The sequence below is a fragment of the Anoxybacillus sp. FSL W8-0382 genome, from assembly GCF_038003845.1.
Lineage (GTDB): Bacteria > Bacillota > Bacilli > Bacillales > Anoxybacillaceae > Anoxybacillus > Anoxybacillus flavithermus_G.
In genome coordinates, this window is the sequence record NZ_JBBOPX010000001.1 from 1,680,897 (window position 1) to 1,696,157 (window position 15,261).

The following is a 15,261-nucleotide window of genomic DNA, read 5'->3' on the forward strand; positions in this document are numbered from 1 at the left end:
TCTCAATAGTTTACATAATATATATTATTGTCGTGTGAAAAATGATGCAATTATGTTAGAACAAAAAATCCATAGCCACTCCCGCTATGGATCCATTCCACAAAACTTCATGAAAATTTTCACTCTCGTCGCATCTCCAACAAGGACGATAGCTGCCTGTTCCATGCTCTCAAAGTTTTGCGTTATTTTCTACTACACCGTAACGACTAACTCCATATCATGCACCATGTCTCGTTGAAGCTTTTTCATTGTTGGCGTCAGCGTTCCGTGTACATAAACGTTTACTTTTAACTGCGGATTAGCATTTGGATGAATAAATTGGATATTTGCTTTATATGTTCCGCCACTTTCGTCAATAAGCCGAAACATAAATTCGCTATAAAAAGCGGGGACATATCCTAATTTTTCGCCTTGTTTCGTCAATACGACAACCGCTTTCGGATCTTTTTCATTTGTCGGTTCTAGTTGAAGCGTCACGTCATCCCCCACTTGCAAGCGGTCAAGTACTCGTTCCCCTTCATAATATCTCCATCCAGCAATGTAAAAATCAAAGTCAAACTCATTGCCATATACATAAATGGGTGGTACAAACTCATACGTATCAGTCGCAAGTCTTCCACCGGTCGCACGCAATAAATCCATATTTGTATAATCATTGGATAAGCCATGCGCCCGTAGAATTTCTTGAAAATCTGGACGACGACGATCGGGTAACCGTCGTTCAAAAGGGCCAAACAAACGCTCAGATACATAAACTTTATTTACATCTGGGAAAGCTAAATGTAGATGATATCCGTTTTTTAATGCTTCGATAACTCCTCTTCTCTTCGCATGTTTCTCATAATAAAACATGTATTTTCCTTCATGATGCACTAAATTGCCTACATGATATCGCTGACGAGTACGTTCATTTTGCCAAATAAGCCAAAGTACAAAAGGTCGACTCATCCTTTCACCTCCATATACCATTTGATCAACCATTGTTTGCGATGCAGTAGTAATTTTGATACCCACCGCTTGTAAATATCATTCATGCAACTAAAAATCAAAAGTATTTTTTTCTCGTTTATAACATCCCAATCCATACGTACATAAAGAAAAAAACAAAAATCGCTGTGTACACTGTACCTAACACCGTTTCGTTATGAATATCACGGCCTTGGTGCAATTTTTTCAACAGCAATGCCAAATTAAAAAACCATAAACCTGCGATAATCGGTAAAACCACAAAGCAAAGGTAAATCATTCACTCATCCCCCTTTTTCCTCATTATAACAAATGCATGCACGATCGCTACAAAAAAAGACAGAAGTCCACCGACTTCTGCCTTTTATGTTTATGCAATTTGAAGTGGCATATTTTCTTTTAGGCCAAGCGTTTGAGCAGCGAGCGTTTGGACATCGCGTAAAAGCGCTTCGTTTTTCATTAGCGATACACCATATGATGGGATCATCTCTTTAATTTTCGCTTCCCATTGTTTCATTTCGTTCGGGAAGCATTTTTCAATCACTTCAAGCATGACGTGAACAGCTGTTGAAGCACCCGGTGATGCCCCAAGTAGCGCAGCAACCGAGCCGTCGTGTGCGGCAACAACTTCCGTACCGAATTGAAGCGTACCTTTGCCGCCCGCTTCCGTATCTTTAATGACTTGTACACGCTGACCAGCAATAATGACATCCCAATCTTCACTTTTCGCATGCGGGATAAATTCGCGCAATTCTTCCATCCGTTGTTCTTTCGATAACATGACTTGTTCAATTAAATATTTTGTCAACGCCATGTTTTTCGCTCCTGCCGCGAGCATCGTCAACACATTATGTGGCTTAACAGACGTAATTAAATCGAACATCGATCCGTTCTTTAAAAACTTCGGCGAAAAGCCAGCGAACGGCCCGAACAATAACATTTTTTTACCGTCAATAAAACGTGTATCGAGATGTGGAACAGACATTGGGGGTGCACCAACTTTCGCTTTGCCGTACACTTTCGCATGATGTTGCGCGATAATGTCTGGATTGTTGCACACCATAAATAGTCCGCTTACTGGGAAGCCACCGATTCCTTTTCCTTCAGGGATACCTGACTTTTGTAACAAATGTAGGCTTCCGCCACCCGCCCCGATAAAGACGAACTTCGCGTGATGAACTTCAACTTCACCAGTCGCTAAATTGCGCACTTTTACTTCCCATAAGTTGTCACTTGTTCGTTTCATATCTTCAACATGATGCTTATAATACAAATTCACATGCTTATGTTCTAAATGCTCAAATAACATGCGCGTTAAAGCGCCAAAGTTGACGTCCGTTCCCGCTTCAATCCGCGTCGCTGCAATCGGTTCTGTCACGATGCGGTCTTCCATCATTAGCGGAATCCACTCTTTTAATTTTTGCGGATCATCAGAAAACTCCATCCCTTTAAACAAAGGATTATCCACCATCTGTTCAAACCTCTTCTTCAAAAACGCAACATTTTCTTCCCCTTGCACGAAACTCATATGCGGAATTGGCATAACAAAGTCCTTCGGGTTGCGAATGTGCTTATTTTGAACGAGATAAGACCAAAATTGGAGCGACTCTTGAAACTGTTCGTTAATTTTGATCGCTTTGCTTACATCAATTGATCCGTCCGCCTTCTCTACTGTGTAGTTTAGTTCACAAAGTGCAGCATGACCGGTTCCGGCATTGTTCCATTCATTCGAGCTTTCATCTGCCGGTTGATCAAGTCTTTCAAACACCGTAATTTCCCACTCTGGCGCTAACTCTTTCAACAACGTCCCTAATGTCGCACTCATAATCCCCGCACCAATTAAAATCACATCTGTTTTCATCATTGGACCCCCTAAACGTTCCCATCGATTCGACCAAAAACTTCTCCACATTTATTATAACATATTTCAATTATAGTATGTCACTATTGTTCTACACGATTACAAAAATGTTTATATAATTAAATAAAAACGAATATACTCACATATGTTCAACAAAAAGAAACAATATTCTTCTTTTAATGATTTTACAAAATAATTTGATATTTTGCTAGCTTTATTTATAAAAAACGAACAAGGTTGCCCTTGTTCGTTTTATTCAATCGGTGCTTCTTGTGTACGAATAAATTGATCATAAAATGCAGCAAGCGATGTGTAAACGTACGGAATGAGCCATAAAAGTCCGATTCCAAGCGTAATGATGGACAAAAGCCCCCAGCCAATAAAGCTAACATATAGCAAAAATAACTTTCCTTTATATCCTTTCATGCGCTTTTTACTTTCACTAATCGCTTGAAGTGCACCATATTCTGGGTGATCTCTCAATAAAAAGAACGTTTGTGAGTAAGATAACGATTTAATAATTCCCGGGACAATGAACAATAAGCTCCATAAAATGACAAAAAGAGCGATTAATAGCGACGTACCGATCAATTTCAAAACTAATTTTCCGTTTTGATACACCGTGAATAACGGAGAAATACGAACCGGTTCATTCCGATACACATCTAAAAACACCCAATACATCGCGATAGTGAGAGGAATGAGCGCAAAGGAGACAATCATGCTTGCGATAGAGGCTGAAGTTGGTACTTCTTCTTGATCAAGCCATGTTTCCCATCCTCCGCTTAGCGCAACCTCAATGATCATTGGAAAAATAATGGTTACAGCCGCATACACGAGCATAAAAAGTGCTGCACTACCCCATTTCCCTCTTAATGCATCTCTCGCCTGCCGCCTTAACGATGATAAGGTCATAAACTAATCCCTCCTTTTGCGTATTGCCTACATATGTAGTTTATGATGTCATTACTTAGTCTAGCATACATATTTGAAAAATGATACCTTTTTTATCAAAATATGAAATGAATTTCTCCTGTCTCTTGTGTATAATGGAATGTATGAATATAGCGAAAGGAGAAAAAACATGAAAAGCATAAAGCCTGGCCGTGGACCGTCGATGCAAGGATTTGTCGGAAGCCTCTTCTCAATTATTTTTGGTATTTTTTGGACATTTATGACTTTTTCGATTACAAAAGACTCTCCGTTTCCAGGAACACAAATATTTCCGCTGTTCGGACTGATTTTTGTTGGGCTTGGTATTTTTCAAGCCGTCTACCATTATAAAAATGCGACAGGAAAAGAGCGGATGTCCATCGTCGATATCGTTGATGAACATGAAGAGAAAGATCCGCTAAATGAGCGCTTCGGTCGTAATGAAGGAGAAAAGTTTTGTCCGTATTGTGGAACGATGGTTCAAACAAGCTTTCAATTTTGTCCATCTTGTGGGAAAGAACTATGAAACCGAGCGATATGCTCGGTTTTAATTTCTGAACGAACTCCCCCCCTTGTTCAACATTATCTTTCATGTACAAGCCATGTCGGCTTATTTATTTTTGCTGATAAATGAACAATTTTTGTTTTATTTGTTGATTATTTAGAACATCGTTTTATGAAAACATAACAAAAATAATTGTACACGTTACTGCTATAGTTAAACCAATTGCCGTTTCGTACGGAAGTAATTTTAATCTCTCTTTCGTTGACATATGAACGCTTGCCGCCGTCACATGAAAAAAGCTGCCATGCGGCAAATGGTCAAGCATCGTCGCTCCAGCATGTACCATCGCTGCACCAGCAAGCGGTGAAACACCCGCTTCAATAAGCGCTCCACTAAAAATGTGGCTCGCTACTGCTGTGCCTGCGGTCGTCGATGCTGTAATACCTGATAACAACGCACCGGCTAGCGGGGCGATTGTATACGACGAAAAACCGAATGATTGAAGTGTTTGCATAAAGGAATCATGTAGCGATGAGTTTGCGATCACACCGGCGAGCGCCCCTGTACCAATAAGCATGAAAATAACACCGCTTATCTTCTCCATGCCAACGCGCAAAAAATCATTCAGCTCGTTCGTCTTTTTCATAGCTACCACACCAACGAGAGCACCGGCCGGCAAAGCGATTAGCGGGTCAATATGAATACTAAAAAGAGGACGCAACAATAAAAGAGTCATAGCTACAACGGGAGCGACAATCGCTTTCGTCCAAGAAGGAGTTTCCTTTTGAACGATTTCGACTTCCACCTTTTGCGTACTGTCTACGGACCATCGTTTTGCTATGTTGTACGTCACGAAAAGACCGATACAAGCAGGCACAATCCCGGCCATCATAAGCGAAGAAAGCGGCACATGAAAAGCCTCCGCCGCTGCGATAGTGTTCGGATTAGGTGAAATGATGTTTCCTGCTTTTCCTCCACCAATTAGTGCGAGTAATATCGCAAAACGTGAAATGAAAAGACGTTGGGCAATGACAAGCGCAACCGGTGCAATCGTCATAATTGCTACGTCAACAAATATTCCACAAGCCGTTAGCACCATTGCTGTACAACATAACGCAAATAGTGCATACTTCTCCCCACATGCCCTCACTAATTTTTCAGCAATTGCTAATGCAGCCCCCGACTGCATCAACACACCTGCAAGCACACCAGCAGCTAAAATACGCAAAATAGACGGAATCATTTCTTTTGCACCATCCATCATTAGACGAACTGCCTCATCGACAGAAGCCCCGCCGAGTAAAGCACCAATAAACGCCCCACACATCATTCCGTATGCGACTGGAACATTTCGTAGTATAAGAATAATCGCAGAAAGAAAAGCAACTACCGCCCCAAACATGCTCACTCTTATCCCCCCTCAACCACCAAAACGGAATACATAAACGAATTGTATGCACTTGCCTTTTGTAAAAATATATCATAGATCATGTAAATACTGTGTAAAAACATTCAAAAAATACATATTCATGTATTGTCAACTAATTTTGTATATAGTACTCCTTTATTTTGACCTACAAGGTGTTACACTTAATATTACAATTCATCACGTAAAAAAGGTGCCCGATGCGGACACCTTTTTCTTATGATGAAATCGTACGTTTAAACGTATCAAATTGCTCTGTCACTTGTTTATCTGGCGCTGCTGTCAATAAACTGACGACGACGATAGCGATCAAGCTAGCGATAAAGCCCGGCACCATTTCATACATCACTTTGGCGTATGAAGAGTTCGCCCACACGATTACCGTTGTCGCTCCTGCCACCATTCCGGCAAGCGCCCCCCATTTTGTCATGCGGCGCCAACATAAGCTTAAAATAATGACAGGACCGAACGAAGCGCCGAACCCGGCCCACGCATAACCGACAAGATTTAAAATTGTGTTGTTTTGCTCGTATGCTAGCCATAAAGCAACAATCGATACGAGCAATACAGATAAACGACCGACAAAAACGAGCTCCTTATCCGATGCTGAACGACGGAATAAAATTTTGTATAAATCTTCTGTTAACGAACTTGATGTAACAAGCAATTGCGATGAAATCGTGCTCATAATTGCCGCTAAAATGGCTGCAAGTAAAAACCCTGTAATAAGCGGATGGAATAAAATTTCCCCAAGTTTAATAAATACCGTTTCTGGATCTTCTAACGTCATGCCGGCTTGTTTAAAGTAGGCGATTCCAAAAAGACCTGTGAGCATCGCGCCGACAGTTGAAAAAATCATCCAGCCCATTCCAATCCGACGAGCTTGTTTCATCTCTTTCACCGATGAAATCGCCATAAAGCGAACGATAATGTGAGGCTGTCCAAAATAACCAAGTCCCCAAGCGAATAAAGAAATGATGCCGACTACGCTTGTTCCTTTAAACAAATCGAGCAAATTCGGATCGGTGTCTCGAATCGTTGCTGTCGTTTCTGTGAATCCCCCTGTATGCATCAATGTCACAACAGGTACGAGAATAAGTGCAATAAACATAATGAGACCTTGCACAAAGTCTGTCCAGCTGACCGCTAAAAATCCCCCGAATAACGTGTACGCAATAACAACACTAGCGACAATCCATAGCCCCGTATGATAATCTGTACCGAACGAGTTTTTAAACATGACCCCGCCAGAAACGAAACCAGAAGAAACGTAAAACGTAAAGAAAATCATAATGACGAATCCTGAAACGAGGCGTAACAACTTCGATGTATCGCCGAAACGATTTTCTAAAAATGACGGAATCGTAATCGAGTCGTTTGCCACTTCTGTATACACACGCAAGCGTGGAGCAACGTATAACCAGTTCGCATACGCCCCTAAAGCTAGTCCGATGACGATCCATGAAGCGCTTAACCCTTGTGCATACATCGCCCCAGGTAAACCGAGCAACAACCAACCGCTCATATCTGACGCCCCAGCGCTTAATGCCGTCACCGCTGGGCCGAGCGTCCTTCCACCTAACATATAATCAGACAAGTTTGACGTCCGTTTATATGCCCAATACCCAATGAGTAACATCCCCACCATATATACGACAACAGATGCAATAACCAAAACAATCTCCCCTTCCTTTGTTGTCTTTGAAACCCCTTTGTATTTATCATTATACTAAAATATGTTCACAATTGTACAAAAAATTATTTCCAAAAAAAGCCTTTTAATGCGAACGCGACGTTTTGCGGGCGTTATGCAAGCCGGCTCATAAAATATCCGAACCAATCGTTCCCAAAACGGTACATATACGCGCATAGTGTATCCTTCTTTCACCAATTGCTGCTGCATATCTGTTTCGTGTGTTGCAATCGCTGTATAGCTTCCGTTCAATAAGTGAAGTTGAATGATGTTCATGTAGTTTTCATCGACTTGTTGCTTATCTTGAAACACCACTTCCGGCGGCTCTTTATACGTACCTTTCACTAAACGAAGCGATACACCTTTTAAATCTTTCACATCTTGTTCAGCGCGATATAAATATGCTTGAATGACTGTTCCAACATTATCATACATTTGCCGAAGCTCATGCAAAAGATCGAGCGTCGCTTGACAATGCCCTAAATCTTCCATATCCATGCGCACAAAGTTGTTATATCGTTTTGCTGTGTCAACAATTTGACGCATGTTATTTAAACAAAAAATTAAAATCAATGTCGAGCCCAAGTTGGTCAAGCGTACAAACAAGTCCTTTTTCATTCAGTTTACGCACTTTTTTTGATAGCGCCTTCAATCGTTTCACCCGCAACGACTTGGGAAACTCCAAAACGGATCCCCCATTTTCTCGCTGCTTGATTTAACATTTTACTTTGCGAAGCATACAAAAAGATGTTTTTCGATAATTGTGCAAACACCGTATTCACCTCTTTTAAAACATTTCGCTCACTGTTTTTGATTGCATGTACAACACTTGATCAAAGGCGTGAAAAAAGGACTTCGGGCAGCCCGAAGTCTTTTTCTATTAACGTTTTCCTTTCTCATACGGCGTACCGAGCGCTTTTGGCGCATCCGCACGTCCGATAAATCCAGTTAACGCTAAAATCGTTAAAGCATACGGCAAAATAAGCAAATAAACAGTCGGTACGTTTTTCAAAAATGGAATCGCCTGTCCGACGATGCTTAAACTTTGTGCAAATCCGAAGAAAAGAGCCGCTCCCATCGCGCCAAGCGGATGCCATTTTCCGAAAATCATTGCAGCAAGCGCCATAAATCCTTGACCAGAGATCGTCGCATGGCTGAAATCGCGTGAAATAATCGTCGCATAAATCGAACCGCCAATTCCTGCAAGTGCACCGCTTAACATCACTGCGATGTAGCGCATTTTTGTCACATTAATCCCCATCGTATCTGCCGCCATCGGATGTTCCCCAACGGCACGAAGGCGAAGTCCGAACGGTGTTTTATAAATGACGTACCATACGACAAACGCTAATACAATCGCTAAATAAGATGGCACATATCCGTTTGAGAAAAAAATCGGACCGATAACTGGAATTTTGCTTAAAATCGGAATATCAATTTTATCAAAACCAACTTGTACTTGGTCTGTCTGTCCTTTTCCATACCACATTTTAACGAGGAACAACGATAACCCTAACGATAAAAAGTTAATCGCCACCCCGCTAACGACTTGGTCAGCACGAAGCGAAATGGCTGCGACCGCATGCATAAGCGAGAAAATAGAAGCAACAACCATCGCCACAACCATCGCAAGCCATGGAGTTAACTGACCAAATTGATCTGCAAATGTTAAGTTAAATACTACACCAGTAAACGCTCCGATGACCATCAAGCCCTCTAATCCGATATTTACAACGCCGGAACGCTCACTAAATACGCCACCAAGCGCCGTGAAAATGAGCGGTGCCGCAAAGAAAATCGCGGAAGGAATAATAATTTCAAGGATGTGTAACATTTATTTTCCCTCCTTTTTCAAGCGCGTAAGCACAAGACGAATTAAATAGCTAGAAGCAACGAAGAAAATGATCAACGCAATGACGATGTCAACAAGTTCTGTCGGCACATCAGCCGCTGATGGCATCTCTAACGCTCCGACTTTTAACGCTCCAAATAAAATAGCTGCTAAAATAATGCCAAAGGCGCTATTTCCACCAAGAAGGGCGACGGCAATTCCATCAAATCCGACCCCGGTAAATCCAGCTTTGACTGAGACGTTTTCAAATGTTCCTAATCCTTCCATCGCTCCAGCAATACCAGCAAATGCCCCAGAAATAACCATCGATAATATAATATTGCGATTAACGTTCATACCTGCATAATGTGATGCATGTTGGTTAAAACCGACGGCACGAAGTTCATATCCTGTTGTCGTTTTCTCAAGTAAAAACCACATGACAACAGCTGCAATTAACGAAATAATAATGCCGTAATGAAGGGTAGAGTAATCAGTTAATGACTGTAAAAATTCCGAACGTAACGATGCAGTCGGATGAATTTTTTCCGACTTAAATCCTTGATCAGATAAAACAGAGCGAATGATCTCATTCGACACGTATAAAGCAATATAGTTCATCATAATCGTGACGATTACCTCATGAACACGAAAACGCGCTTTTAAAAATCCCGGAATGAATCCCCAAAGCGCTCCCGCCGCTGCAGCTGCAAAAATAGCAAGCGGCAAATGAATAACTTTTGGAAGTTCAAACGCAACGCCTACCCAAACCGCAGCGAGCCAGCCGACGATCAGTTGTCCTTCTACACCGATGTTAAATAGCCCGGTGCGAAAAGCGAACGCAACCGCTAACCCCGCTAAAATATATGGTGTCACTTGACGAATCGTTTCCCCAATGTAATATCGATCCCCAAAAGCACCGTACAATAAAGCGGAATAGCCAGCAATTGGGTCATATCCACTGACGATCATCACGATGGCGCCAGCAATAATTCCGAGAATAACCGCAAAAACAGGAACGAGAATATTTGTTAAACGATTTTCACTCATGATGATACACCTGCTTCCTTCCGTTTGCTTCCTGCCATCAACAAACCAAGCTCTTGTTCTGTCGTTTCTTTCGGGTCGACAATGGCGACAATTTTCCCTTCATAAATGACAGCAATGCGATCACTAACGTTCATAATTTCATCTAATTCAAACGAAACAAGCAATACTGCTTTTCCTTTATCTCGTTGTTCGATCAGACGTTTGTGAATAAACTCAATCGCTCCGACGTCGAGTCCACGCGTTGGTTGCGCGGCAATAAGTAAATCTGGATCGCGATCCACTTCACGTCCGATAATCGCTTTTTGTTGGTTTCCTCCTGATAAAGCCCGCGCTTTCGTATATTCATCTGGCGTACGAACGTCAAACTCTTGAATAAGTTGGCGCGCTTTATCGTAAATAGCTTTGAAATTTAAAACGCCTCGTTTAGAATATGGCTCTTTGTAATATGTTTGAAGCACCATATTTTCTCCGATCGAGAAGTCAAGGACAAGGCCGTGTTTATGACGGTCTTGTGGAATGTGCCCAACACCTGTTTCTGTAATTTGGCGCGGTGTTAAGTTACGAATTTCTTTGCCGTTTAAACGAATGGAGCCTGATTCTGATTTGATTAAGCCCGTAATCGCTTCGATAAGCTCCGTTTGCCCGTTGCCGTCTACCCCTGCAATTCCGACAATTTCTCCTGCGTGTACCGTTAAATTCAAGTGATCGACAGCAGTCACACCACGAGAATCTTTAACGACTAAATTTTCAATTTCAAGTACAGGTTTGCCCGCTTTCGGAGGCTGTTTTTCTGTTTTGAAATGCACTTCACGACCGACCATTAACGCAGCAAGTTCGTTCGGATTTGTTTCCGATACGTTTAATGTGCCAATGCCTTTTCCGCGTCGAATGACAGTAACGCGATCACACACTTCCATAATTTCTTTTAATTTATGCGTAATTAAAATGATTGATTTTCCTTCACGTACAAGCGATTTCATAATTTGGATGAGCTCTTGAATTTCTTGCGGTGTTAATACAGCTGTCGGCTCGTCAAAAATTAAAATATCTGCCCCGCGATATAACGTTTTTAAAATTTCTACCCGTTGTTGCATACCGACAGAAATGTCTGCGATTTTCGCTTTCGGATCAACAGCTAAACCGTATCGTTCAGAAAGCTCACGCACCTCTTGCTCTGCTTTTTCAATATCGATTTGTCCCCCTTTTGTTGGCTCGCTTCCTAAAATGATGTTTTCCGTTACTGTAAACGTATCAACAAGCATAAAGTGTTGGTGTACCATTCCGATTCCTAAGTCGTTGGCGACGTTCGGGTTGACGATATTTACTTTTTTTCCTTTGACGCGAATTTCCCCACCATCTGGTTGATATAAACCGAATAACACGTTCATTAGCGTCGATTTTCCTGCACCATTCTCGCCTAATAACGCATGAATTTCCCCTTTTTTCAGTTGCAGCGTAATGTTATCATTTGCCACAAAATTCCCAAAAACTTTGCGGATGTTTAGCATTTCGATTACGTACTCCAAACGTGATCCACTCCTTATATGAGCATGATTTACATCACTAAATGAAGAGCTGCAACATGTTGCAACCCTTCATTTAGTGAATTTTCCGAAGGGAAGGAGCCCTTCGGAGAACGATCATCTACCTATTTTAACTCTGCGCGAGTTGTAGGCACTTTCACTTCACCGTTAATAATTTTTTGTTTCCACTCATCAACTTTTTTCAACACATCTTCAGGAACGTTATTTTTCGTTGTCGGAGCAATACCTACACCATCTTCTTTTAAGCCGTATTCAACTACTTGACCGCCTGGGAAGTTGCCATTTTTCGTTTTTGTCGCTAAGTCATATACAGCAACGTCAACACGTTTTACCATCGATGTTAATGTTACGCTTTTGTCTGTTCCTGGCACTTTTCCTTCTTCATATTGGTCACGGTCAACACCGATCACCCAAATTTCTTTGTTTGGATCTTGTTTTTTCAAGTCGATTGCTTCTGAGAACACACCGTTTCCTGTTGCACCAGCTGCATGGTAAATGATATCAATACCAGAAGCGTACATGCTTGAAGCAATAGCTTTTCCTTTATCTGCTTTGTCGAATGCACCTGCATATTGCACTTCAACTTTGGCATTTGGATTTACTGCTTTTACTCCTGCAATAAAACCGCTTTCGAATTTTTCAATTAACGGAATTTCCATACCGCCAACGAAACCGATTTTATTTGTTTTTGTCATTAAGCCAGCGACAACCCCAACGAGGAACGAACCTTCGTGCTCTTTAAACGCAATGCTCGCTACGTTCGGTTTTTTTACGACGCTATCAACGATCGCAAATTTGTTATCTGGCTTTTGTTCTGCGATTTCTGTAATGGCATCCGGCATTAAAAACCCAATACCAAAAATGAGATCAAAGTCGTTGCGTACAAGTTTGTTTAAGTTTGTTGCATAATCGGCATCACTTTGTGACTGTAAGTAGTCATAGCCGCCTTTTCCTTTTTTCAAGCCGTTTTCTTCACCGAATTTTTGTAACCCTTCCCATGCAGATTGGTTGAACGACTTATCGTCAATTCCACCAACGTCTGTAACCATTGCTACGCTAAATTCAGACGCTTTTCCTTCTTCTTTTTTCGGCTCTTCTTTTGCTTGTCCGCAACCGCCAAGAAGCATGCCGGCAGTTAATAATAAAGACATTGACAATCCAAAACGCTTTTTCTTCATCAATCATTACCCCCTCAATTTAAAAATATGGATAAGTAAAACATTTGAAATGTGAACGAACCTTCTCCCTCCAATGTCACCTCCTTAACAGGATAAGCGCTTGTATAAGAAGCTACACGCGTTTTCGCAACACGTGAAAGCTAAACTTATCTGATTCAAAGTAGTCAATTGAGTACAAAATCGGCTCGTCATTTTCATCAAAATGCATTTGCTTTAAAACTAAAAGCGCTGTTTCTGGCTCACATTGCAAAATAGGCGACACCTTTTCATGGTAGCCGAGCGGCTCAATGTGGGTAACCGCATAGGCGATGTATCGATTCGCTTCATTATGTAATATCTCTAATAATGACTCATTTTCATAAGCAATCCCTTTAGGTAAATATTTACAAGGAACTTTATCGATACAATAAACGACCGGTTCATTATTTGCAGTTCGCACCCGCTCAACAATAAGTAAATCTTCCTCTTTATCACATTGAAAGCGCTTTATATCATCTTCAGTCGGTTTCTGAATAGAAGAAGATAAAAAAATCGTTCCCGGTTTGCGTCCGGCTTGGCGAATCATCTCCGTCACGCTACTTAGCTGCTCAATGCCAGAGGTGAACATCGGGCGGGAACTAACGAATGTTCCAACGCCATGGCGGCGGATGATGACGTTTTCTTCCTCTAACACTCGCAAAGCTTCACGCAACGTCGAGCGGCTAACTCCTAACTGCTTGGCTAATTCAAATTCCGAAGGGAGTTTTTCTTTTTCCTTGTATACCCCTTGTTCAATATCTTTTTTAATCCGATCAATGACTTGTAAATATAAATGTCGATGATCTGTTTTAACAGACATTCACCATCCCCCACCTTAGATATCAGACATCTGATGTTAGACAAATTTCTTATTGATAATATAACATTTTTTTATTCATAAATAAATACCGAATAAAAAAATTGTCGAAAAAAGTCGTATAAAATCATATGTAAGCGATTTTAATAATATATCATTATTATGTCCCATTTCATTAGCATTGCATAAATATAGTTAGAATTTTCTGTTAATTATTTTTTGTGAATTTGTGCCAAAAAGACAAAACCTAAAGAAAGGCGGCACTGTCCATTTGGTAAATATATACAGTTAAATCAGAGCGACAACGACAAAAGGGAGATTATGGACTGGCTCGCCCATCAAATTTTCGCAACCAAACATAAGCTGGTTTCCACAGAGCTCTCTTTAACCAACGAGTAATTCGAAGTAGGGATTTCTTACTTTTCATCTCCAATTGAATGAGAACATGTAAGCAATACGTGATAAGGGCTAAGAAAATTTGATTTTGAATAGCTGTTTCACTCATTCCATAAAAGTGCTTAATTTCTACGTGTTGCTTAAGCCATTTGAAAAAGAGTTCAATAGCCCAGCGAGATCGGTAAATACCACTTATCTCTTCTGCTTTTAAATCAAATCGGTTGGTAATTAAACGAAGTAAGTTCCCTTTTGTGTCCATAACTTCTAGTAGACGATAGACATTTTCAGTACGATTTTGTGTGGTACCAATATAGACCATTTTATCGGATAGAACGTGACAATCATCAGGAAGTGAAAATGTATAGACTTCACGAATGACTGCGTTTTTCTTCAGTCTTGAAACGAAGAAATAGCCATCATCTGTCATCCGGTCAAAACGTTCATAGTCCACATAACCGCGGTCAAACACATACATGGCTTCTTTATCATCCACTAGGACTTCGAGTTGATTTCGGTCATGTTCTTTTGCTGTCGTAATCACTGCTTTTTCAGGATAGACGGTGTCTTTATCCATGAAAACGAGCCGTAAGTGTAGCTTTACACCAGCTTTTGTTTTACGGAATTTTGCCCATTTATAATTGGTCAAATTCAACGGGAGTGTACTCGAATCAATGATTTTCAGTGGCATATTCTTTCCGTTTTTATAATGGTACCGTTGAATTTTCCAAACAAGATCCAAGAACAAATTTGCAAGAATTAGTGGGTTGATCTGATTGTTTTTTCGGGATAGCTGAGAGGCACTTATCGATTCAAATCCGAGTGCTTTTTGAAGATCTTCGTCTACAAGTGCATCACTCATTTCCTCTAAGCTCTTAAATTCGAGCAGTTGGGCTACCAATAAAAATTTAATATAGGCTTCTGTTGTCAGCTTTTTTGTGTAATAGTCCTGTTTCAATTCTTTGACTTGTTCGCTAAGTTTTTGAATATTTATGGGTGAAACCCATTTACCAAATGATGAAATTAGTGTATTCTTGTCCATAACA

At 40.9% G+C, this 15,261-nt stretch carries 13 protein-coding genes and 1 pseudogene; 1 reads left to right on the plus strand and 13 read right to left on the minus strand.

Translation table 11 applies throughout. From position 1 onward, the window contains the following. Positions 1–192 precede the first annotated feature (192 nt). The 4 genes from NSS60_RS08865 to NSS60_RS08880 form a co-directional block, all read right to left on the minus strand. Positions 193–948: an HIRAN domain-containing protein gene (locus NSS60_RS08865; protein WP_340720791.1), complete on the minus strand. Its 756-nt coding sequence runs from the start codon at positions 946–948 to the stop codon at positions 193–195. 118 nt (positions 949–1,066) lie between these two features. Beyond that, positions 1,067–1,246, minus strand: coding sequence for a hypothetical protein (locus NSS60_RS08870; protein ID WP_043966531.1), 180 nt, complete (start codon positions 1,244–1,246; stop codon positions 1,067–1,069). Positions 1,247–1,336: 90 nt separating this feature from the next. Next, on the minus strand, positions 1,337–2,827 hold the full coding sequence (locus NSS60_RS08875; protein ID WP_064214598.1) for a malate:quinone oxidoreductase: 1,491 nt from the start codon (positions 2,825–2,827) through the stop codon (positions 1,337–1,339). Positions 2,828–3,079: 252 nt separating this feature from the next. Further along, entirely contained in the window at positions 3,080–3,742 is a 663-nt protein-coding gene (locus NSS60_RS08880; RefSeq protein ID WP_004890969.1) for a DUF975 family protein, read from the minus strand. Positions 3,743–3,911: 169 nt separating this feature from the next. Between NSS60_RS08880 and NSS60_RS08885 the strand changes: the two genes are divergently transcribed. After that, entirely contained in the window at positions 3,912–4,286 is a 375-nt protein-coding gene (locus NSS60_RS08885; RefSeq protein WP_004890970.1) for a zinc ribbon domain-containing protein, read from the plus strand. Positions 4,287–4,434: 148 nt separating this feature from the next. Here NSS60_RS08885 and NSS60_RS08890 read toward each other — a convergent pair whose 3' ends face one another. From NSS60_RS08890 to NSS60_RS08930, 9 genes and pseudogenes are all read right to left on the minus strand, one after another. After that, complete coding sequence (locus tag NSS60_RS08890) at positions 4,435–5,667, minus strand: GntP family permease (RefSeq protein WP_192950945.1); 1,233 nt, start codon at positions 5,665–5,667, stop codon at positions 4,435–4,437. Positions 5,668–5,908: 241 nt separating this feature from the next. Continuing rightward, entirely contained in the window at positions 5,909–7,366 is a 1,458-nt protein-coding gene (putP, locus tag NSS60_RS08895) for a sodium/proline symporter PutP (protein WP_064220584.1), read from the minus strand. A gap of 131 nt (positions 7,367–7,497) precedes the next feature. After that, positions 7,498–8,157: pseudogene (locus NSS60_RS08900) on the minus strand (proline dehydrogenase family protein). A 107-nt stretch (positions 8,158–8,264) separates the two neighbouring features. Then, the gene (locus NSS60_RS08905) at positions 8,265–9,218 is read right to left on the minus strand and encodes an ABC transporter permease (protein ID WP_004890979.1); all 954 of its coding nucleotides are present in this window, start codon (positions 9,216–9,218) and stop codon (positions 8,265–8,267) included. Then, on the minus strand, positions 9,219–10,265 hold the full coding sequence (locus NSS60_RS08910) for an ABC transporter permease (protein WP_004890980.1): 1,047 nt from the start codon (positions 10,263–10,265) through the stop codon (positions 9,219–9,221). Next, on the minus strand, positions 10,262–11,791 hold the full coding sequence (locus tag NSS60_RS08915; RefSeq protein WP_004890981.1) for an ABC transporter ATP-binding protein: 1,530 nt from the start codon (positions 11,789–11,791) through the stop codon (positions 10,262–10,264). The genes NSS60_RS08910 and NSS60_RS08915 overlap by 4 nt, the downstream gene beginning before the upstream one ends. 122 nt (positions 11,792–11,913) lie before the next feature. Continuing rightward, positions 11,914–12,987 carry a BMP family lipoprotein gene (locus NSS60_RS08920; protein ID WP_004890982.1) on the minus strand — a complete coding sequence of 358 codons (1,074 nt, stop codon included), beginning with the start codon at positions 12,985–12,987 and terminating at the stop codon, positions 11,914–11,916. A 112-nt stretch (positions 12,988–13,099) separates the two neighbouring features. Continuing rightward, positions 13,100–13,825, minus strand: coding sequence for a GntR family transcriptional regulator (locus tag NSS60_RS08925; RefSeq protein ID WP_004890985.1), 726 nt, complete (start codon positions 13,823–13,825; stop codon positions 13,100–13,102). Between the two features lie 316 nt (positions 13,826–14,141). After that, positions 14,142–15,257 (minus strand): IS4 family transposase, encoded by a 1,116-nt coding sequence (locus NSS60_RS08930; protein ID WP_032101754.1) that lies wholly within the window; start codon positions 15,255–15,257, stop codon positions 14,142–14,144. Positions 15,258–15,261 lie beyond the last annotated feature (4 nt).